The following is a 20921-nucleotide window of genomic DNA, read 5'->3' on the forward strand; positions in this document are numbered from 1 at the left end:
CCACCATTTCGAGCCCGCGTGCTTCCGACAGCTTCGAGCCCGCGTGCTTCCGGCGGCGTGCTTCCGACGGCTTCGGGCCGGCGTGCTTCCGACGGCTTCGGGCCGGCGTGCTCGGCAACTCGCCTCGGGTCGAGCCGGCGGGGCGGTTCGGTCCCCGGTCCCGGGCCGCGCCGGCTTCGATACGATGCGCTCGGTGGCGGAGAGCAAGATCAAGCCGGCGGATGGCGGGCCGGCTGGACGGGGGCGGCGCCGCGGCACGCTGATCCTGGGCGCGGCCGCCCTGCTGACCGCCCTGATGGCGGGCCACCGGTTGATTCCCAACGTGCGCGGCCTGGGCAGCCTGGTGGACAGCGGCGCCCCCTTCCTCGGTCTCGGCGTCCCGCTGCTGCTGCTCGCCGCCGCGCTGCGCCGGTCCCGGATCGCGCTCGCCGCCGCGCTGGTGCCGGCGGTGCTCTGGGCGGTGCTCTTCGGCACCGCATGGCTGCCCGGCGGCGGTGGCGGCTCGGTCCGGCTGCGGGTGGCCAGCCAGAACCTGCGGGCCGGCAACCCCGACCCGGTGGGCACGGTGACCAGCCTCGCCGACACCGAGGCCGACCTGATCGGGTTGCAGGAGGTCTCCGGCGACACCCGTACCCCGGTCTCCGAGGCGCTCGCCGAGCGGTACCCGTACCGGGCGGACGTCTCCACGGTCGCGCTCTGGAGCAGGTACCCGATCCGCGAGGACGTCGGCGTCGACACCGGGCTGGCCTGGACCCGGGCGCTCCGGGCGGTGGTGGCCGCGCCCGGCGGCGACGTGGTCGTCTACGTCGTGCATCTCGGTTCGGCCCGGGCCGGGGACACCGGCACCCGGGACCGTACCGTGACGGCGCTCGCCACCCGGATCAGGCAGGACCCGGCCGAGCGGCTGATCGTGCTCGGTGACCTGAACACCGCCACCACCGACCGCATGATCGAGCCGCTGACCGAACTGCTCAAGGACGCCCAGGCCGACGCCGGCCGGGGACCGGGCTTCACCTGGCCGGCCGCCCTGCCGGTGACCCGACCCGACCACGTGCTCTACCGGGGGCTCACCGCGGCGTACGCCCGGGTGGTTCGTACCCCGGCCAGCGACCACCGGGCGGTGACCGCCGGCTTCCGGTAGCGCCCGAGGCCGTGCGGCGATGCCGTGCGGGGTCGCCGTGCGGGGTGGTCAGCGGTGGGGTCGGTCAGCGCTGGCCGGGTTCGGCCGGGCCGACGGTGAGGGTGTGCCGGCCGCCGTCGCTGGAGAACGGCCAGAGCCGATCGGCGTACCGGGCCAGGTCGGTGAGCTGGTCACGGTTCAGCCCCACCGAGGCGATGCTGGCCCGTACGTCGGCCCGGTAGAGCCCGTCGGCGTCCCGGGCGAGCCGGGCCTGGGCGCGGACCTGCACGGTGTGCGCCTCGTCGGTGATGCCGGTGGCCGCCTCGACCGCCGCGTGGTGCAGGCAGGAGGCGAACGCCGCCGCGAGCAACTGCTCGGGGGCGAGCCCGGTGCAGTGCGGCGCCAACGGCGAGGCCAGGGTGGTGGAAAGTTCACCGTCGTCGGTACGCAGCCGACCCCCCTCGGCCGTCGCGGTGGCCTCGTGCACCCAGGCTTCCGATTCCGGCATCCCGCACCCCCCCGTGTGGTTCCCCGGCCGGGCTACCCGGCAGGGCCGCCGGGAAACCCGCAGCTCAGCCCGCTCCGCACGTCAAGATCACGTCAAGAAGCGGGTGGCCCGCGTAGCCGAACCGTCAGAACCGGCCACCCCGACCGGCATCCGCGTTTACCTGGATCGGGCGGCCGAGAACGGTCGCCTGGACGCGCGAGCTGGAGAGGACGTTCGGTGATCGACGTCGTGTTCGTGGTGCTGACGCTGGGGCTCTTCGCGGCCCTCGCCCTGCTCGTCCGGGCGGTGGAGCGGCTGTGAGCGCCGTCAATCTCATCGGCCTGGTGCTCTCGGCCGGGCTGGCCGTCTTCCTGTTGTTCGCACTCCTCTTCCCGGAGCGTTTCTAGATGAGTACGACGACCGCGGGCATCATCCTCGTCGCCGCGCTCGCCGTGGTGCTGGTGGCGGTGCACAGGCCCTTCGGCGACCACCTCTACCGGGTGGTCGCCGGCTCCCGACACTCCCGGGTGGAGCGGGGCATCTACCGGCTGATCGGCGTCGACGCGAAGGCCGAGCAGTCCTGGGGCACGTACGCCCGCAGCGTACTGGCGTTCTCGCTGCTCTCCCTCCTCTTCCTCTACGCCTTCCTGCGGTTGCAGGACAGGCTCTGGCTCTCGCTCGGCTTCGACGCGGTACCGGACCACGTCGCCTGGAACACCGCGGTCAGCTTCGTGACGAACACGAACTGGCAGGCGTACTCGGGTGAGTCGACCATGGGTCACCTGGTGCAGATGGCCGGGCTGGCGGTGCAGAACTTCGTCTCCGCGTCCGTCGGCGTCGCGGTGGCGGTGGCCCTGGTCCGGGGCTTCGCCCGCAGCCGGACCGACCGGCTCGGCAACTTCTGGGTCGACCTGGTCCGGATCACGCTGCGGGTGCTGCTGCCGATCGCGGTACTCGGCAGCGTGGTGTTGATGATCGGCGGGGTGGTGCAGAACCTCTCCGGCGGTACCGACGTGACCACGGTGACCGGCGGCACCCAGACGATCACCGGCGGCCCGGTCGCCTCGCAGGAGGTGATCAAGGAACTCGGCACCAACGGCGGCGGCTTCTACAACGCCAACAGCGCGCACCCGTTCGAGAACCCGACCACCTGGACCAACTGGGTGGAGTTGTTCCTGATCCTGGTGATCCCGTTCAGCCTGCCCCGGGTCTTCGGCCGGATGGTCGGGCAGAACCGGCAGGGCCACGCGATCGTCGCGGTGATGGCGATCCTGGCGATCGTCAGCATCACCCTGACCAACGTCTTCGAGCTGACCGGCGACGGCACGGTGCCACAGGCGGTCGGGGCGGCGACGGAGGGCAAGGAGGCCCGGTTCGGGGTCTCCAACTCGGCGACCTTCGCCGCGGTCACCACGCTCACCTCGACCGGTGCGGTGAACTCGTTCCACGACTCGTTCACCCCGCTCGGCGGGATGATGCCGCTGGTCAACATGATGCTGGGCGAGGTGGCGCCCGGCGGGGTCGGTGCCGGCCTGTACGGCATGCTGATCCTCGCCGTGATCACGGTCTTCGTGGCCGGCCTGATGGTGGGCCGCACGCCGGAGTACGTCGGCAAGAAGATCGGCGCCCGGGAGATCAAGTTCGCCTCGCTCTACTTCCTGGCCACCCCGATGCTGGTGCTGGTCGGCACGGCGGCGGCCTTCGCCACCGGCAACAACGCGACCGCGCTGAACGTCGGCCCGCACGCCCTGACCGAGGTGCTGTACGCCTTCACCTCGGCGAGCAACAACAACGGCTCGGCGTTCGCCGGCATCACGGTCAACACCCCGTGGTGGGACACGGCGCTCGGGCTCTGCATGCTGCTCGGCCGGTTCCTGCCGATCGTCTTCGTGCTCGGCCTGGCCGGCGCGCTGGCCCGGCAGAGGCCGGTACCCGCCTCGGCGGGGACGCTGCCGACGCACCGGCCGCTCTTCGTCGGGATGCTCGCCGGGGTCACGGTGATCCTGGTGGCGCTGACCTTCCTGCCGGCGCTGGCGCTCGGCCCGCTGGCCGAGGGGCTGTGAGCCCGGTGAGAGTTCTGTTCGACATGGTGAGGAAAGGGAAGATGACTGTCAGCCCGGTGCTGCCCGCCCCCTCTGGCGGGCTGCCCTCCTCCGGCCCCGCGGGTGACGGCCGGGTCGGCGGTGGGCTGTTGGACCCCCGCCAGCTCGTCCGCTCGCTGCCGGAGGCGTTCCGCAAGCTCAACCCGGTGACGCTGTGGCGCAACCCGGTGATGTTGATCGTGGAGGTCGGCGCGGTCTTCACCACCGCGCTGGCCGTCGCCGACCCGAGCGGGTTCGGCTGGGCGATCACGGTCTGGCTCTGGCTGACCGTGCTCTTCGCCAACCTGGCCGAGGCGGTCGCCGAGGGCCGGGGCAAGGCGCAGGCGGCGACGCTGCGGCAGGCCAAGCGGGACACCGTCGCGACCCGGCTGATCGGCTGGTCGCCCGGGGCGAAGCCGGGCGGGTACCGCGACGAGGCGGTCGCCGCCACCGAACTGCGGTACGGCGACATCGTGCTGGTCGAGGCCGGTCAGGTCATTCCCGGTGACGGCGACGTGGTCGAGGGGATCGCCAGCGTGGACGAGTCGGCGATCACCGGCGAGTCCGCACCGGTGATCCGGGAGTCCGGCGGCGACCGGAGCGCGGTGACCGGCGGGACGAGGGTGCTCTCCGACCGGATCGTCGTGCGGATCACCCAGCAGCCGGGGCAGAGCTTCGTCGACCGCATGATCGCCCTGGTGGAGGGGGCGAACCGGCAGAAGACCCCGAACGAGATCGCCCTGAACATCCTGCTCGCGGCGCTCACCGTGATCTTCCTGATGGCGGTGGTGACGCTCCAGCCGTTGGCGATCTTCTCGAAGGGCTTCCAGGGCGCGGCCCCGGACACCGCCGCGATCGGCGCGGACGGGGTCACCGGGATCGTGCTGGTCTCGCTGCTGGTCTGCCTGATCCCGACCACGATCGGCGCGCTGCTCTCCGCGATCGGCATCGCCGGGATGGACCGGCTGGTCCAGCGCAACGTGTTGGCGATGAGCGGCCGGGCGGTCGAGGCGGCCGGTGACGTCAACACGCTGCTGCTGGACAAGACCGGCACCATCACCCTGGGCAACCGGCAGGCGGCCGAGTTCGTCCCGGTCGACGGGGTCGACGCCGCGCAGGTCGCGGACGCGGCCCAGCTCTCCAGCCTGGCCGACGAGACCCCGGAGGGGCGCTCGATCGTGGTACTGGCCAAGAACGCGTACGGGCTGCGTGAGCGGGAGCCCGGGCTGATCCCGCACGCCACCTTCGTACCCTTCACCGCGCAGACCCGGATGTCCGGCGTCGACCTGACCCCGGACGCCGGCGTCGACGGTGGCTCCGCCGGCCCGGCCCGACGGGTCCGCAAGGGTGCCGCCGCAGCCGTGCTGAAGTGGGTCCGGGACAACGGGGGACACCCGACCGAGCAGGTCGGGGAGATCGTCGACGGCATCAGCGGCGGCGGCGGTACCCCGCTGGTGGTGGCCGAGCACGTCGAGGGCGAACCGGCCCGCACCCTCGGGGTGATCCACCTCAAGGACGTGGTCAAGTCCGGCATGCGGGAGCGGTTCGCGCAGATGCGCCGGATGGGCATCCGGACCGTGATGATCACGGGGGACAACCCGCGTACCGCGAAGGCGATCGCGGACGAGGCCGGCGTCGACGACTTCCTCGCCGAGGCCACCCCGGAGGAGAAGCTCGCGCTGATCAGGCGGGAGCAGGAGGGCGGCCGGCTGGTCGCGATGACCGGCGACGGCACCAACGACGCGCCGGCGCTGGCCCAGGCCGACGTCGGGGTGGCGATGAACACCGGCACCACGGCGGCGAAAGAGGCCGGCAACATGGTCGACCTCGACTCCGACCCGACCAAGCTGATCGAGATCGTAGAGATCGGCAAGCAGTTGCTGATCACCCGGGGTGCGTTGACGACCTTCTCGATCGCCAACGACATCGCCAAGTACTTCGCGATCATCCCGGCCATGTTCGCCGGGATCTATCCCAGCCTGGACACGTTGAACATCATGCGGCTGTCCAGCCCGGAATCGGCGATCCTCGCCGCCGTGGTCTTCAACGCGATCATCATCGTGCTGCTGATCCCGCTCGCCCTGCGCGGCGTCCGCTACCGGCCCAGCAGTGCCAGCAGACTGCTGACCCGCAACCTCTGGGTCTACGGCCTCGGTGGCGTCGTGGCACCGTTCGCCGGCATCAAAGTCCTCGACCTTCTCATCTCGCTCATCCCAGGGATCTCGTGATGCGCCTACCCACCTGGCTCGCCCAACACCTGGCCGCGTTCCGGGCCGTGCTGGTCTTCACCGCACTGCTCGGGTTGGCCTACCCACTGGTCATGGTCGGGGTCGGCCAGCTGCCCGGCCTGCACGACCGGACCGAGGGCTCGCTGGTCCGCGACGCGGGCGGCACCGTCGTCGGCAGCAGCCTGATCGGCCAGTCCTTCACCGACGCCGACGGCAACCCCGTCCCGCGCTACTTCCAGCCCCGCCCGTCGGCGGCCGGGGACGGCTACGACCCGACCGCCTCCGCCGCCAGCAACCTGGGGCCGGAGAGCGTCGAGGACACCCTCCCGGTGCCCGGCGCGGTCGACGCCGAGGGCAACCCGGACGAGGGTACCCAGAGTCTGCTCACCCAGGTCTGCGCCCGCAGCCGGGCGGCGGGCGAACTCGACGGCGTCGACGGCCGGCGACCGTTCTGCACCCCGGACGGCGTCGGCGCGGTGCTGCGGGTCTTCCACCGCGACGGGCTGACCGGCCCGGTGACCCGGGCGGTCAGCGTCAACCAGGCCTGCCCGGCCACCCCGTTCGTCGCCACCTTCGGCGGGGTGCCGGTGGAGTGCGCGGTGCCGGGGCAGGACTACTCCGGCGGGCTGATCACCCCGGTCCGGGGCGACGCGCCGGACCGCCCGGCGGTACCGGCCGACGCCGTCACCGCCAGCGGCAGCGGCCTCGACCCGCACATCAGCCCGGCGTACGCGTCGATCCAGGTCGCCCGGGTCGCCCGGGAGCGGCAGACCAGCCCGGACGAGGTACGCCGGCTGGTCGCCGAGCACACCGACGGGCGCGGGCTCGGCTTCCTCGGCGAGCCCCGGGTCAACGTGCTCGAACTCAACCTCGCCCTGGACCGCGAGCTGCCGGCCGGCGGCTGATCGGCACCGGGCGGCCCCGAGAGATAAGGCAGGATCGGCAGCGTGGCACGCGGGCAACTGCGCATCTACCTCGGGGCCGCCCCGGGGGTCGGCAAGACGTACGCGATGTTGGAGGAGGCGCACCGCCGGGCGGCGCGCGGTACGGACGTGGTCGTGGGTCTGGTCGAGACGCACGGCCGCCGGCACACCGCCGCGATGCTCGGCGACCTGCCGACGGTCCCGCGCCGGACGATCCGCTACCGGGACAGCGAGTTCACCGAGATGGACACCGACGCGGTGCTGGCCCGCCGCCCCGAGGTGGCGGTGGTGGACGAGCTGGCCCACACCAACGTGCCGGGCTCGCGCAACGGCAAGCGCTGGCAGGACATCCAGGAGCTGCTGGACGCCGGCATCGACGTGCTCTCCACCGTCAACGTCCAGCACCTGGAGTCGCTCAACGACGTCGTGGAGCAGATCACCGGGGTCGTCCAGCGGGAGACCGTGCCGGACGGCGTGGTACGCGGTGCCGAGCAGGTCGAACTGGTCGACATGACCCCGGAGGCGCTGCGCCGACGGATGGCGCACGGCAACATCTACCACCCGGACAGGGTCGACGCGGCGCTGGCCAACTACTTCCGGATCGGCAACCTCACCGCGCTGCGCGAACTCGCCCTGCTCTGGCTGGCCGACAAGGTCGAGGACCAGCTCGACCGGTACCGGGCCGACCAGGGCATCGCGGCCACCTGGGAGACCCGGGAACGGGTGGTGGTCGGGCTGACCGGCGGGCCGGAGGGCGACACGCTGATCCGCCGGGCGGCCCGGATCGCGGCCCGGGGCCGGGGCGCCGAGCTGATGGCGATCCACGTCTCCCGCAGCGACGGGCTGCGCGGCGCGGACCCGAGCACCCTGGAGCGGCAGCGGATGCTGGTGGAGCGGCTGGGCGGCAGCTACCACCAGGCGATCGGCGCCGACATCCCGACCGCGCTGCTCGACTTCGCCCGGGGGGTCAACGCCACCCAGATCGTGCTCGGGGCCAGCCGGCGGGGCCGGTTCGCCCAGATCCTCTCCCGGGGCGTCGGTGCCACCACCGCCGCGCTCTCCGGGCCGATCGACGTGCACCTGGTCACGCACGAGCAGGCCGGCCGGGGTCGCCTGGTGACACCGCCGGCCGCGCTCTCCCGGCGGCGCCGCCTGATCGGGCTCGCCCTGACCGTCGTCGGAGTACCGCTGCTGACGTACCTGCTCTGGCTGCTCGCCGACGAGCTGTCGCTCACCAGCGACCTGCTGCTCTTCCTCGCCGCCGTGGTCGGGATCGCCCTGGTCGGCGGCTGGTGGCCGGCGCTGCTCGCCGCGCTGCTCAGCTCACTGCTGATCAACTTCTTCTTCACCCCGCCGGTACGGAAGTTCACCATCGCCGAGACCGAGAACCTGCTCGCGCTGGTGGTCTTCCTGCTGGTCGCGGCGGCGGTCAGCGGGGTGGTGGACCTGGCCGCCCGACGTACCCGGGAGGCGGCGAGAGCCAGCGCGGAGGCGCAGTTGCTCGGCGCGGTCGCCGGCAGCGTGGTCCGGGGCGCCCGGCCGGTGACGGCGCTGCTGGAACGGCTGCGCGAGACCTACGCGCTCGGCTCGGTCACCCTGCTGGAACGCTCCCCGGACGCGCCGGAGAGCCCGGACCGGCAACGGGACCCCCGGGCCTGGCGGGTGGCGGCGAACGTCGGCGCCGAGCCCTGCGGCACCCCGGCCGCCGGGGACGTCGAGGTGGGGGTCGACGACGACCTGCGGCTGGTGCTGCGCGGCCGGGTACTGCCGGCGGCCGACCGGCGCATCGTCGAGGCGTTCGCCGCGCAGGCCGCCGTGGCGCTGCGGCAGGAGCGGCTGGCCGAGGAGGCGGCGGCGGCCAAACCGATCGCCGAGGCGGACCGGCTGCGTACCGCACTGCTGGCGGCGGTCAGCCACGACCTGCGTACCCCGCTCGCCTCGGCGAAGGCGGCGGTGACCAGCCTGCGCAGCGCCGACGTCGAGTTCGACGACACCGACCGGGACGAGTTGCTGGCCACCGCCGAGGAGTCGCTGGACCTGCTGACCCGGCTGGTGGCGAACCTGCTGGACATGAGCCGGCTCCAGGCCGGGGCGTTGGGGCTGCGGCCGGCGGTGCTCGGGTTGGAGGACGTGGTGCCGTCGGCCCTGGACGAGCTGGGCGAGCCGGCCCGCCGGGTCCGGGTCAGCCTCCCCGCGCACCTGCCGGCGGTCCGCTCCGACCCCGGCCTGCTGGAACGGGTACTCGTCAACCTGGTCGCCAACGCGCTGCGGTTCAGCCCGGCGGACCGGCCACCGGCGGTCACCGCCAGCGAGCACGGCGGCTTCGTCGAGCTGCGGGTGGTCGACCAGGGCCCGGGACTGCCGCGCGAGCAGTGGGAGCGGGCCTTCCTGCCGTTCCAGCGGCAGGGCGACCGGGGCAACCACGCCGGGATCGGGCTCGGACTGGCGCTGTCCCGGGGCCTGGCCGAGGCGATGGGTGGCAGCCTGGAGCCGGAGGAGACCCCGGGCGGCGGGCTGACCATGGTGCTGCGGCTGCCGGTGGCGGACGAGGAGGGGGCCGGGTGACCCGGGTACTGGTGGTGGACGACGAGCCGCAGATCCTCCGCGCGCTGCGGATCAACCTGAAGGCCCGGCGGTACGACGTCGAGGTCGCCGGGGACGGCGCCACCGCGCTGCGGCTGGCGGCCAGCCACCGCCCCGACATCGTGGTGCTCGACCTCGGCCTGCCGGACATGGACGGGGTGCAGGTGATCCGGGGGCTGCGCGGCTGGACCAACGTGCCGATCATCGTGCTGTCGGGCCGGGCCGGCAGCCAGGACAAGGTGGCGGCGCTGGACGCCGGGGCGGACGACTACGTCACCAAGCCGTTCGGGGTGGACGAGTTGCTGGCCCGGGTCCGCGCGGTGACCCGGCGGGCCGCCGGGGCGGGCGAGGAGGTGCCGGCGGTGGAGGTCGGCCGGCACACGGTGGACCTCGGCGCGCACGCGGTACGCGGTGCCGACGGGGCCGAGGTGCGGCTCACCCCGACCGAGTGGCACCTGCTGGAGATCCTGGTACGCAACCCGGGCCGGCTGGTCAGCCAGCGTCAACTGCTGCACGACGTGTGGGGTCCGCAGTATCAGTCGGAGACGAACTACCTGCGGCAGTACATGGCGCAGTTGCGCCGGAAGCTGGAGGACGACCCGTCCCGCCCCCGCCACCTGCTCACCGAGCCGGGAATGGGCTACCGCTTCCAGCCGTGACCGATCGCGGCTGCTGGCCTGACATCCGCTCCCCGTTCACCTGGACACCAGAGGCGTTGAACCGCGCGGGTGACGCTCCCGGTGTCCGGGTGAGGGTCTCGCCGCCCGCACCACCATGGCCAGCCCGACCAGTACGACGACACCCGCCACGATCTCCGCCCAGGTGATCGGCTCGCCGAGCAGCAGGGCGGCGGCGGCCAGCCCGAAGATCGGCACCAGCAGGCTGAACGGGGCGACCCGGGCCACCGAGTACGTCCCGATGAGCCGGTTCCAGATGCCCCAGCCGACCAGCGTGGAGAGGTACCCGACGTAGCCGACCGCCAGCACCGCGCTCCAGGACATCCCGGTGATCGCGTCGAAGACCACCCGTGGCCCGTCGACCACCCCGGCCAGGCCGAGCAGCGGCAGCGGCGGTACCAGGCTGGACCAGACCAGCAGCGACAGCGGTCGGGTCTCGCCGCTGGCCCGGACCACCACGTTCGCCAGCGCCCAACTGCCGGCGGCGGCGAGGGTGAGCGCGAAGCCGATCGCGGTGGCGTGCCCGCCCGCGCCGACGGCGAGCAGGGCGATCCCGGCCGAGCCGGTGAGCACCCCGGCGAGCTGGGTGCCGCTCGGGCGCTCGCCGAGGAAGGCGGTGGCCAGCATCACCGAGACCAGCGCCTGGGTCTGCAACACCAGCGAGGCGAGCCCGGGCGGCATCCCGGCGTCGATGGCGACGAAGAGGAGGCCGAACTTGAAGACGCCGAGAATGATCCCGTACCCGAGCACGTACCGCAGCCGCGCGGTCGGCCGGGGGACCAGGAAGACCAGCGGGAGCGCGGCGGCGACGAACCGCAGCGCGGTCAGCACCAGCGGCGGCAGGTCGCGCAGGCCCACCTCGATGACCACGAAGTTGACCCCCCAGAGGGCGGCGACCAGGACCGCCTGCATGCGGTGCGGAAATCTCATGCCGCTCACGCTGCCGGCCGGCATGCTTAAGGTCCAGTTCAAGATTCTTAACCGGCGCTGTAGCGTGGCTACATGGATCTGGACGTCCGGCGCCTGCGGGTGCTGCACGAGGTGGCGCTGCGCGGCGGGGTGACCGCTGCCGCCACCGCCCTGCACGTCACCCCGTCGGCGGTCTCCCAGCAGCTCGCCCAGCTCGCCCGCGAGGCCGGCTATCCGCTGGTCGAACGCTCCGGCCGGGGCGTGGTGCTCACCTCCGCCGGGCAGGTGCTGGCCGGGCACGCCGAACGGATCCTCGGCGCCGTCGAGCAGGCGGTCACCGGGCTCGCCGTCGCGCACCAGCGGGTCGCCGGGACCGTCCGGGTCGGCTCCTTCCCGTCCGCCGCCGGTGCCCTGGTCGCCCCGGCCGCCGCCCGGGCGATGGCCGCACACCCCGATCTCGACGTACGGGTGAGCGAGGCGGAGGACGAGCAGAGCCGGCTGGACCTGCGCTCCGCCGTACTCGACATCGCGGTCCTCCAGGAGTACGACCACGTGCCCGGGATCGCCACCGCCGAGCTGGACCGGCACCCGATCGCCACCGACCCGATGCACCTGATCACCCCGGCCGGCTGGGGTCGGCGCACCGGACTCCTCGCCGACCTCGCCGACGTGCCCTGGGTGGCCAGCGCCGCGCACACCCCGTGCGGCAGGTCCACCCTGCACGCCTGCCACCTGGCCGGCTTCGAGCCCGACATCCGGCACCGGGCGATCGACTTCGCGCTCACCCTCGACCTGGTGGCGGCCGGGCTCGGTGCCGCGCTGGTGCCGGGGATGGCGCTGCGCAACGTACCGGCCGGGGTGCACGTCGAACCGCTGCTCCGGCCGCTCACCGGTCGGCGGATCTTCGCGGTGACGCGGCCGAGCGGCGACGGGCCGGTCCATCCGGCGATCGCCGCCGTCCTCGACGCGCTGGCCCAGGCACGCCGACCGGCACCCTGACCGCTCCGGCGCCCGCCAGCGGCACCGCGGGCTATCGCCGTCCGAGGAAGCGCTGGCCGGCGGCTTCGATCCGCTCGATCTCGGTACGGAAGAAGCCGGCGATCTCGGCGCACCGGTCGAGGTCGCTCGGGCCGCCCTCCCGGCGGGGCAGGTCCGGATAGGGACTGCCGACGACGAAGATGTTCTCGTCGTTGTACTGGTTGGCCGGCGCCGTGTAGTTGAACGAACCGGCGACCACCACCGCCTCGTCGATCACCATCAGCTTGTGGTGCAGCTTGCCGAAGGCCGGTGACCGGACCGGGGCGTAGAGCGCGATGTTGGCCCGGTCGAGGTCGTGGGTGGCGGCCCACTTCTGCACGCCCTGCCCGGGGTCCACCGCCCCGGTCACGGTCCGCCCGGCCGCGGCCAGCGCGATCATCGCGTCGTCGATCCCGGACGAGCCGGAGAAGGTGAAGATGGCGAAGTCGACCCGCTCGGTCGCCTTCAGCATCTGCTTCATGATCTCCAGTTCCGGGGTGTGGTCCGGCGCGAACAGCACCTTCACCGGCACCCCGCCGACGTGGTACGCGTTCGGCACCCGCCCGTGCTCGCCGCGCCCGAACCGTCCCTGCCGGAGCCGGGCGAACTCGTCGGCGTACTCCCGGCAGATCCGGGCGTCGTGGAAGAGTACGACGTGGTTGAGGTTGCGGTGGCAGTCGGTACCGGTGAAGTTCGCCGAGCCGGAGAGCACCGCCGCCCGCCCGCCGGCCCGCTGCCGGTAGTCCCGGACCGCGAACTTCTGGTGGAAGATCGCCGGGTTGTAGTCGGCCTTGACGTCCACGTCGCAGCGGAGCAGCGCGGCCACGATCCGCCGGTTCGGCTCCAGGCTGCGGCTGCCGGGCTCCGGCTCCCACTGGGCCCGGCGCCGGGCGTCCGCCTCGGGCTCGCCGGGCCGGGTGGTGACCCGGGGCAGTTTCGCCGTCCGCAGGTAGTCCTGTTCCAGCACCATCCGGACGCTGACGCCCCGGAACCGGGCGTCGAGGATCGCCTGGGCGATCGGCTCCGAGTCGAGTTCCTGTACGGCGATGTCGAGACTCTCCCGGGCACCGGCGATGAAGTCGACCACCACCGCCTCGAGGTCGTCGGTGGCGCCGAGTTCCCGAGGCCCGACGTACGCCTCGATTTTCCTGCCGGCGAAGGTCGCCATGCGGCACAGGCTCGCACCCGGCGGGCCGCCCCGGTGTCGCCTTGGCTACAAACCCGGCCCCGCCGGGGGCAGCCGTAGCCGTTCGGGTGGCAGGCTGAGGGCCGTGTATCGGGAGCGGACGTCCGGGCTGGCCGGTGCCGTCGTCTGGACGGTCACCCGGACCGCCGACGCCGGCCCGGGGCGGGTGCTGCCGGACGGCTGCATGGACCTGATCTGGTCGAGCCGGAGCGGTCTGCTGGTGGCCGGCCCGGACACGGTCGCCCAGGTCGTCGCCAGGTCGGCCGGTGACCGGTACGTGGGCCTGCGCTTCCCGCCCGGCACCGGCCCGGCGGTCTTCGGGCTGCCGGCACACGCGCTGCGCGACCAGCGGGTCCCGCTCGGCGCGCTCTGGCCGGGGCCGGAGGTGGCCGAGTTGACCGAGCGGGTGGCCTCGCACGACCGGCCCGGCCGGGTGCTGGAGTCGATCGCCGCAGCCCGGCTCGCCGCCGACGGCGGCCCGGATCCGCTCGCCGCGCCGCTGGCCGCCGGGCTCGCCGCCGGCCGCGAGGTCGCCGACGCGGCGGACGCGCTCGGGCTCGGGACCCGGCAACTGCACCGGCGCAGCCTGGCGCTCTTCGGGTACGGCCCCAAGACGCTGGCCCGGATCCTGCGGCTGCGCCGCGCGCTGGCCCTGGCCCGGGCCGGTACGCCGGCCGCCGAGGTCGCCGCCCGGACCGGGTACGCCGACCAGGCGCACCTGTCCCGCGAGGTGAGGAGCCTGGCCGGCGTACCGCTGCGGCAGCTCGTCGGTGCCTAGCCGGCCGCCGGGGCGAGCGGGGCGTACAGGTCGACGCCGTTGCCGTCCGGGTCGCGCAGCACCGCGTACCGCTGTCCCCACGGCGCGTCCCACGGCTTGAGATGGCCCTCGTGGCCGGCGGCGGTCATCTCGGCGTAGACGCTGTCCACCTCGGCCGGGTCGGCGCACCGGAAGGCGAGGCTGATCTGCGACCCGCCCGGCGGGGACCAGTCCGGCTCCAGCGAGCGGACCATCTCGACGGTGTCCCACATCAGGCGCACCCCGCCAGGCAGGGCGTACTCCGCGTGCGGCTGCGTGTCGGCGCTGGCCGGGACGTCCAGTCCCAGCTTCCGGTAGAAGGTGAGAGATCGGGCCATGTCGGCCACGACCAGGCCGAATGCGTCTAGTCTCGGTGTCATTCGGCCAGCGTAGGAACCGGTCACGTCCGCGTCTTGAACGAATCGGACCTGCCGGACCGGCGTTCCGGGTGCCGATGCGGTCGAGGGATCATCGGCGTACGGTGTGTTTAACGGCATCCGACGTCCTGCTTTCCGCCACCTGACCGGTGGGTTGCGGATGGTCGGCCGCGTTGTCGTGCGCGCGGGTCAGGTCGTCGGCGACAGGCGACCGGACACGGCGCTCTTTTTTCGGGTACGGGGGTAGACAGAAAGGGAGGTGGCCGGGCGATGGACCCTCTGGCCTACCTGGATGCGGGATCGGGCAGCCTCATCGTGCAGGCCGTGGTCGGCGGCGTCGCCGGGGTCGCGGTGGCGGGCAAGCTCTACTGGCGCAGGCTGACCAGCCGGTTCCGCAAGCAGCCCGCGCAACCCTCGCAGACCTCGAAGCAGGACTGAGGGCGGTCCACACCCGATGGTCGTACCACCTCCCGTCCCGGCAACGTCCACCACCACCTCCGACTCCGTTCCCCGAGCCGATCCCGGCTCCTTCCGCGACCCGGCGAACCGGGTCCTGCACGCCGACGGCCAGGTCTTCCGGGGACTCGGCCCGCAGGGCGCCGAGGACTGGCGGGCACTGGCCGGGGCGGAGTTCTTCGGCCGGCTGCTCGCCGACGGCAAGGTCTGCGGCACCGAGACCGCCGACCCGGCGACGCTGCCGGCGAGCCTGACCGGGCAGTGGGCGACCGTGCTCCGGCACGAGCGCATCCCGTTCGTGTCGTACCCGTACGAGTGGTCCTTCGCCATGCTGCGCGACGCCGCGCTGCTGCACCTGGAGATCCTCCGGACCGCCGTACCGGCCGGCTTCACCACGAAGGACGGTTCGGCGTACAACCTCCAGTGGCGGGGCGCCGAGCCGGTCTTCATCGACGTCGGCTCGTTCGAGCCGGCCCGCGACGGCGAGCCGTGGGCCGGCTACCGGCAGTTCTGTCAGACCCTGCTCTATCCGCTGCTGCTCCAGGCGCACCTGGGGCTGGACTTCCAGCCGTGGCTGCGGTCCCGGATCGACGGGATCGAGGCGGGGGAGCTGCGCAAGCTCTTCGGCGGCACCCGACGGTTCCGGGCCGGCGTGCTCAAGCACGTCCACCTGCACGACGCCATCCAGTCCCGGTACGCCGCCGCCAGCACCGGGACGGTCCGGGCCGAGTTGAAGGACGCCGGCTTCTCCCGGGAGCTGGTCCTGGCCACCCTGCGCGCGCTGGAGAAGCTGGTCGGCCGGCTCGACTGGCAGCCTCCGGCCAGCCACTGGTCCGGCTACCGGGAGACCTGCACCTACTCCGACGCGGACCGGGAGGCCAAGGAGCGGTTCGTCACCGAGGCCCTGGCCGAGTCGAACCGGTCCCGGCTGGTGCTCGACCTCGGCGCCAACGACGGCAGGTACTCGCGGCTGGCCGCCGGGTACGCCGACTACGTGGTCGCGGTGGAGAGCGACCCGGCCGTGGTCGACCAGCTCTACCGCCGGCTGCGGGCCGACGGCGAGCGTCGGGTGCTGCCGCTGGTGATGGATCTGGCCGACCCCTCCCCGGGCGGCGGCTGGCGCGGCGTGGAGCGCGGCTCGTTCGCCGAGCGGGCCGACGCGGACGCGGTGCTCGCGCTGGCCGTGGTGCACCACCTCGCCATCGGCCGCAACGTCCCGCTGCCGGAGATCGTCGACTGGCTGGTCGGACTGCTTCCGACGGCCGGCGGCGGCCGGCTGGTGGTCGAGTTCGTGCACCCCGACGACCCGATGGCGGCCCGGCTGCTGGCCAACAAGCCGGCCGGGCTCTTCCCGGACTACCACCGGGAGGAGTTCGAGCGGCTGCTCGGGCAGCGGTGCGACATCGTCCGCCGGCTGGAACTCCCGTCCGGCACCCGCACCCTCTATCTCGGGACACCGCGTGGCTGAGCCCGGCGCCGCCGGCCCGGCGCAGCGGCCGGGACCGGCGGCCGGGTCGGGGCGCCGGGTCGAGGTGCGGGCCCTGGTGGAGATCCTGGCGCTCTGCGGCCTGGTGATCACGCAGCCGCTGCTGGACGTGACCGGCAAGAGCCCGGACTTCTTCCTCTTCCACGGCGCCGACCGGCGGGACATCCTGCTGCTGGTGGCGGCGTACACGGTGCTGCCGCCGCTGGTGCTCTGGGGGACCGGTGCGCTGCTCGGGCTGCTGGCCCGCCGGGTCGTGGGGCCGGACCGGGGCCGGCTGGTCCGGGCGGTACTGCACACGGTGACCCTCGGCCTGCTGCTCGCCGCGCTGGCGATCCAGGTCGGCAAGCACCTCACCCCGGTACGCGGTGTGCCGCTGGTCGGGCTCGCGGTGCTGGTCGGCGCCGCCGGGGCGTACGCGTACCGGCGCTGGCAGGTCACCGGCCAGGTGCTCCGGGTCGCCGCGGTCGGTCCACTCGTCTTCGTGCTGCTCTTCGTCTTCGCCTCGCCCGCCTCGGCCGTGGTGCTGCCGGGGGAGCGGTCCGGGGCCGGTGCGGGGACCAGCCGGGGCGGCACCACCCATCCGCCGGTGGTGATGCTGATCCTGGACGAGTTCCCGCTGACCTCCCTGCTGGACGGCACCGGTGCGATCGACGCCCGCCGCTATCCGAACTTCGCCCGGCTGGCCGGGGAGTCGACCTGGTACCGCAACGCGACCGGGGTGGCCGGCTACACCCCGTACGCGCTGCCGGCGATGCTGACCGGCCGGTATCCGAGCGAGCAGCAGGCGCCGCACCACTCGCGCTATCCGGACAACCTCTTCACGGCCTTCGCCGGCCCGTACCAGATCCGGGCGCAGGAGAGCATCACCCAGCTCTGCCCGCCGCGACTCTGCCCGGACCGGGCCGCCGGTTCCGCCCGGGGTGGCCTGCCGACCCTGCTGCGGGAGAGCGCGACCCTGCTGGAACAGATCGTCTCGCCGTCGGAGACGGGGCAGCGGGACCCCGAGGACTCGTACCGGGAGATCACCCGGCGTGAGGCGGGGAAGGCGGACGGGCCGGCGCCGCCGACCGATCCGCAGTTCCGCTGGGGGGCGCTGGACGAGAACCAGCCGGCCCGGTTCGCCGACTTCCTCGCCACCCTCCGGCCGACGGTCCGGCCGACCCTGCACTTCCTGCACCTGCTGCTGCCGCACTCGCCGTGGAACTACCTGCCCTCCGGGGTCCGCTACGAGTCACCGGACGGGATGCCGAACGACGGGGACGGCTGGGTCGAGCTGGCGCACCGCCGGCACCTGCTGCAACTGGAGTACACCGACCGGCTGCTCGGCGAGACGCTGCGCCGGATGGACGAGACCGGCCTCTACGACGACGCGCTGGTGCTGCTCACCGCGGACCACGGGGTCAGTTTCACCCCGGGGGTGCAGGGGCGCGGGCTCGGCGCGGTGGAGCGGGCGCCGGGCGAGGTGCTCTGGGTGCCGCTCTTCGTGAAACGGCCGGGGCAGCGGGCCGGTGAGGTCGACGACCGGAACTGGGAGCACGTCGACCTGTTGCCGACCGTCGCCGACCTGGCCGGCGTCGAGGTGCCGTGGCGGACCGACGGCGCGTCGGCGCTCTCCACCACCCGGGCGCCGGGGGACAAGCACTACTACGACCAGCCGGGACAGCCGCGTACGGTGCCGGCCGGCGTCTTCGCCGACGTGGTCGCCGGGCGGGCGAACCCGAAGCTTCCGGCGCAGCCCCGACCGGAACTGATCGGTCGCTCGGTCGCCGAGCTTCCACTCGGTCCGGCGGCCGGCGCGGTGACGGTGCGGAACCGATCCGATTTCGATCAGATCGACCAGGCGGGTGGCCGGCTTCCGGCGCTGGTCTACGGCACCGTGCCCGACTCGGTGCCGAACGGGACCCTGCTGGCGGTGGCGGTGAACGGCCGGATCGGCGCGGTGGCCCCGGTCGTGGCGCCGGACCCGGGCGGGCAGCGGTTCGGCGCCCTGGTGTCGGACGAGTCGCTCTTTCTGCCGGGCCGCAACACCGTGGACGTGTTCCAGGTCACCGAGACCGGCACCCTGCGCCCGCTGCACGGCTGACCGGACCCCGCCGGATCGCGGGTGCCGACCGCCCCTGCCGGGGTAGACCCCTCCGGGTGGACCGGCGGGGATTCGCCGCTGCCACAACGGCTAGCAGGTTTCGGCCCGGCGGAGAACGTGTGACCAGCGTGATCCATCACTCACCGGCAGACCACGCAAGGTTCTCGGCTACCCTGCACGTTTACCGTAAAAAGTGAAGGCAATTCAACGTAGATTCTGCCGGCGAAGCGAGGATCACATGACGGATGTCAAACTCGACCACCCGGGCGGCCAGCTGTCGATACCGGTCAAGCCCGCGGTCGACGGCCCAGCCGGCATCGCCACGGGCAACCTGTTGAAGGAGACGGGGTACGTCACCTACGACCCCGGATTCGTCAACACCGCGGCCTGCTCCTCGGGGATCACCTACATCGACGGTGACGCGGGCATCCTGCGTTACCGGGGCTACCCGATCGAGCAGTTGGCCGAGAAGTCCTCCTTCCTGGAGGTGTCGTACCTGCTGATCTACGGCGAGCTGCCCACCACACAGCAGCTCGCCGAGTTCGACGAGTGGATCCGGCGGCACTCGCTGCTGCACGAGGAGATGCGGCGCTTCTTCGACGGTTTCCCCCGGGACGCGCACCCGATGGCCGTGCTCTCCTCCGCGGTGAGCGCCATCTCCACCTTCTACCAGGACAGCCTCGACCCGTTCGACCGGGAACACGTGGAGATCTCCACGGTGCGGCTGATGGCGAAGGTGCCGACCATCGCGTCGTACGCCTACAAGAAGTCGATCGGGCAGGCGATGCTCTACCCGGACAACTCGCTCGGGTACGTCGAGAACTTCCTCCGGATGACCTTCGGGGTGCCGGCGGAGCCGTACGAGGTCGACCCGGTCGTGGCCCGGGTGCTGGACATGCTGCTGGTGCTGCACGCCGACCACGAGCAGAACTGCTCCACCTCCACGGTCCGGCTGGTCGGTTCGAGCCAGGCGAACCTCTTCGCCTCGGTCTCGGCCGGGGTGAACGCGCTCTTCGGCCCGCTGCACGGCGGCGCCAACCAGGCGGTGCTGGAGATGCTCGACGACATCCGGGCCAGCGGCAGCGACGTGCCGGGCTTCGTGCGGCGGGTGAAGGACAAGGAGCCGGGCGTCAAGCTGATGGGCTTCGGGCACCGGGTCTACAAGAACTACGACCCCCGGGCCGCCATCGTGAAGCAGGCCGCCCAGGACGTGCTGGCCCGGATGAACAAGCCGGACCCGCTGCTGGACCTCGCGATGCAGTTGGAGGAGATCGCCCTCGCCGACGACTACTTCGTGTCGCGCCGGCTCTACCCGAACGTCGACTTCTACACCGGCCTGATCTACAAGGCGATGGGTTTCCCGACCAAGATGTTCACCGTGCTCTTCGCGCTCGGCCGGCTGCCCGGCTGGATAGCGCAGTGGCGGGAGATGATCTCGGATCCGGAGACCAAGATCGGTCGCCCCCGGCAGCTCTACACCGGCGCCGCCGAGCGGGACTACGTACCGGTCGAGAAGCGCTGATCCAGCCCAGGCCCGCCGGGCCCGGTCGTTCACCGGCCGTCGACGCGTACCACGCGTCGGCGGCCGGTTTGTCGTGGGCGGTCCGGCGCCGGACGAACCCCACCTCCGTGTAACAGGGCTCACGCTGGGTAGTCGGCGGTGGCTACGTGCCCGACCGCGACAAGGCGGTGCGAACCGCTGCGTAGAAGGAGCCTGTGATGACACATATGTCACGTTCGGCCCAACCCGGCCGTGGTGGTGGCCATGACGGCCACGACGGCGAGTTCGAATTCTGGCGGAACCACGCGCACATCTCGCTCCAGCCGGTGGCGGCGCCGTCGATCCTGGGACTCTTCGGTTACGCGGCGGCCACCTTCGTCGTCGCCACGAACCTCGCCGGCTGGTACGGCAACGCCAACACCCAGACGTTCCTCTTCCCGTTCGCCGCGATGCTGGGCGGGCTGGCACAGTTCCTCGCCGGCATGTGGGCGTACCGGGCACGCGACGGGCTGGCCACCGCCATGCACGGGATCTGGGGCGCCTTCTGGCTCTCCTACGGCATCCTCTACCTGCTGATCGCGATCGGCGTACTGGTCCAGCCGACCCCGTTCGTGGCGCTCGGCTTCTGGTTCGCCGCGCTCGCCGCGATCACCTGGTCCGGTGCCTTCGCCGCGCTGGCCGAGAACATCGGCCTGACCCTCGTGCTGGGAACCCTGGCCGCCGGGGCCAGTTGCCTGGCGGTGGGCCAGATCGCCGACATCTCGCCCTGGCGTACCGCCGGTGCCTACATCCTGATCGCCTCCGCGGTGGTCGCCTGGTACACCGCCACGGCGATGATGCTGGAGGGCACGTTCCGCCGGGTCATCCTGCCGATCGGCAAGCTGCGCGGCCCGAACGTCCCCGGCCGGGAGCCGCGCCAGGTCATCCAGTTCATGGCGGGCGAACCCGGCATCAAGGTCGGCCAGTAGCGACAGGGTCGGCCACCGACCGGCCGGCGGCGAGCCGGCCCCG

General features: G+C 72.7%; 18 protein-coding genes. 14 read left to right on the plus strand and 4 right to left on the minus strand.

Features of this window, described 5'->3' with window-relative positions; all coding sequences use genetic code 11:
• Nucleotides 1-193: 193 nt before the first annotated feature.
• Entirely contained in the window at nucleotides 194-1141 is a 948-nt protein-coding gene (locus C6361_RS02430) for an endonuclease/exonuclease/phosphatase family protein (protein ID WP_234359282.1), read from the plus strand.
• 64 nt (nucleotides 1142-1205) lie between these two features.
• On the opposite strand, the gene C6361_RS02435 is transcribed toward C6361_RS02430, so the two are convergent.
• Entirely contained in the window at nucleotides 1206-1628 is a 423-nt protein-coding gene (locus C6361_RS02435) for an OsmC family protein (RefSeq protein WP_107259273.1), read from the minus strand.
• A gap of 296 nt (nucleotides 1629-1924) precedes the next feature.
• On the opposite strand from C6361_RS02435, the gene kdpF reads away from it, so the two are divergent.
• The 6 genes from kdpF to C6361_RS02465 are packed head-to-tail and all read left to right on the plus strand — an operon-like array spanning nucleotide 1925 to nucleotide 10081.
• Complete coding sequence (gene kdpF / locus C6361_RS02440; RefSeq protein ID WP_101366169.1) at nucleotides 1925-2014, plus strand: K(+)-transporting ATPase subunit F; 90 nt, start codon at nucleotides 1925-1927, stop codon at nucleotides 2012-2014.
• On the plus strand, nucleotides 2015-3670 hold the full coding sequence (kdpA, locus tag C6361_RS02445; RefSeq protein WP_107266613.1) for a potassium-transporting ATPase subunit KdpA: 1656 nt from the start codon (nucleotides 2015-2017) through the stop codon (nucleotides 3668-3670).
• Nucleotides 3671-3711: 41 nt separating this feature from the next.
• Nucleotides 3712-5916: a potassium-transporting ATPase subunit KdpB gene (gene kdpB, locus C6361_RS02450; RefSeq protein WP_107266614.1), complete on the plus strand. Its 2205-nt coding sequence runs from the start codon at nucleotides 3712-3714 to the stop codon at nucleotides 5914-5916.
• On the plus strand, nucleotides 5916-6821 hold the full coding sequence (locus tag C6361_RS02455; protein ID WP_107266615.1) for a potassium-transporting ATPase subunit C: 906 nt from the start codon (nucleotides 5916-5918) through the stop codon (nucleotides 6819-6821). The genes kdpB and C6361_RS02455 overlap by 1 nt, the downstream gene beginning before the upstream one ends.
• Before the next feature lie 42 nt (nucleotides 6822-6863).
• Nucleotides 6864-9404, plus strand: coding sequence for a DUF4118 domain-containing protein (locus C6361_RS02460; protein ID WP_107266616.1), 2541 nt, complete (start codon nucleotides 6864-6866; stop codon nucleotides 9402-9404).
• Complete coding sequence (locus C6361_RS02465; protein WP_107259264.1) at nucleotides 9401-10081, plus strand: response regulator; 681 nt, start codon at nucleotides 9401-9403, stop codon at nucleotides 10079-10081. Before C6361_RS02460 ends, C6361_RS02465 begins: the two co-directional genes overlap by 4 nt.
• A 36-nt stretch (nucleotides 10082-10117) precedes the next feature.
• On the opposite strand, the gene C6361_RS02470 is transcribed toward C6361_RS02465, so the two are convergent.
• Nucleotides 10118-11029: an EamA family transporter gene (locus C6361_RS02470; protein WP_107270684.1), complete on the minus strand. Its 912-nt coding sequence runs from the start codon at nucleotides 11027-11029 to the stop codon at nucleotides 10118-10120.
• Nucleotides 11030-11101: 72 nt separating this feature from the next.
• On the opposite strand from C6361_RS02470, the gene C6361_RS02475 reads away from it, so the two are divergent.
• On the plus strand, nucleotides 11102-12007 hold the full coding sequence (locus tag C6361_RS02475) for a LysR family transcriptional regulator (RefSeq protein WP_107266617.1): 906 nt from the start codon (nucleotides 11102-11104) through the stop codon (nucleotides 12005-12007).
• A gap of 31 nt (nucleotides 12008-12038) precedes the next feature.
• Here the strand turns inward: C6361_RS02475 and C6361_RS02480 are convergent, their stop codons facing one another.
• Nucleotides 12039-13193 carry a phospholipase D-like domain-containing protein gene (locus C6361_RS02480; protein ID WP_107266618.1) on the minus strand — a complete coding sequence of 385 codons (1155 nt, stop codon included), beginning with the start codon at nucleotides 13191-13193 and terminating at the stop codon, nucleotides 12039-12041.
• A 103-nt stretch (nucleotides 13194-13296) separates the two neighbouring features.
• On the opposite strand from C6361_RS02480, the gene C6361_RS02485 reads away from it, so the two are divergent.
• Nucleotides 13297-13989: a helix-turn-helix domain-containing protein gene (locus tag C6361_RS02485; protein WP_107266619.1), complete on the plus strand. Its 693-nt coding sequence runs from the start codon at nucleotides 13297-13299 to the stop codon at nucleotides 13987-13989.
• Here C6361_RS02485 and C6361_RS02490 read toward each other — a convergent pair.
• Nucleotides 13986-14387, minus strand: a complete 402-nt coding sequence (locus tag C6361_RS02490) for a VOC family protein (RefSeq protein ID WP_107266620.1) — start codon at nucleotides 14385-14387, stop codon at nucleotides 13986-13988. The two genes, C6361_RS02485 and C6361_RS02490, sit on opposite strands and share 4 nt — an antisense overlap.
• Before the next feature lie 267 nt (nucleotides 14388-14654).
• Here C6361_RS02490 and C6361_RS37485 point away from each other — a divergent pair, with 267 nt between their 5' ends.
• The 5 genes from C6361_RS37485 (at nucleotide 14655) to C6361_RS02510 (ending at nucleotide 20878) form a co-directional block, all read left to right on the plus strand.
• On the plus strand, nucleotides 14655-14822 hold the full coding sequence (locus C6361_RS37485) for a hypothetical protein (protein ID WP_199853212.1): 168 nt from the start codon (nucleotides 14655-14657) through the stop codon (nucleotides 14820-14822).
• 16 nt (nucleotides 14823-14838) lie between these two features.
• A complete protein-coding gene (locus C6361_RS02495) occupies nucleotides 14839-16308 on the plus strand; it encodes a class I SAM-dependent methyltransferase (RefSeq protein WP_107266621.1) in 1470 nt (489 codons plus the stop codon).
• On the plus strand, nucleotides 16301-18409 hold the full coding sequence (locus C6361_RS02500) for a sulfatase-like hydrolase/transferase (RefSeq protein ID WP_107266622.1): 2109 nt from the start codon (nucleotides 16301-16303) through the stop codon (nucleotides 18407-18409). The genes C6361_RS02495 and C6361_RS02500 overlap by 8 nt, the downstream gene beginning before the upstream one ends.
• A 238-nt stretch (nucleotides 18410-18647) precedes the next feature.
• Complete coding sequence (locus tag C6361_RS02505; RefSeq protein WP_107266623.1) at nucleotides 18648-19931, plus strand: citrate synthase; 1284 nt, start codon at nucleotides 18648-18650, stop codon at nucleotides 19929-19931.
• Nucleotides 19932-20128: 197 nt separating this feature from the next.
• Complete coding sequence (locus C6361_RS02510) at nucleotides 20129-20878, plus strand: acetate uptake transporter family protein (protein ID WP_107259254.1); 750 nt, start codon at nucleotides 20129-20131, stop codon at nucleotides 20876-20878.
• The last annotated feature ends 43 nt before the right edge of the window (nucleotides 20879-20921 follow it).

Origin of the sequence: Plantactinospora sp. BC1 (assembly GCF_003030345.1) — a bacterium.
GTDB lineage: Bacteria > Actinomycetota > Actinomycetes > Mycobacteriales > Micromonosporaceae > Plantactinospora.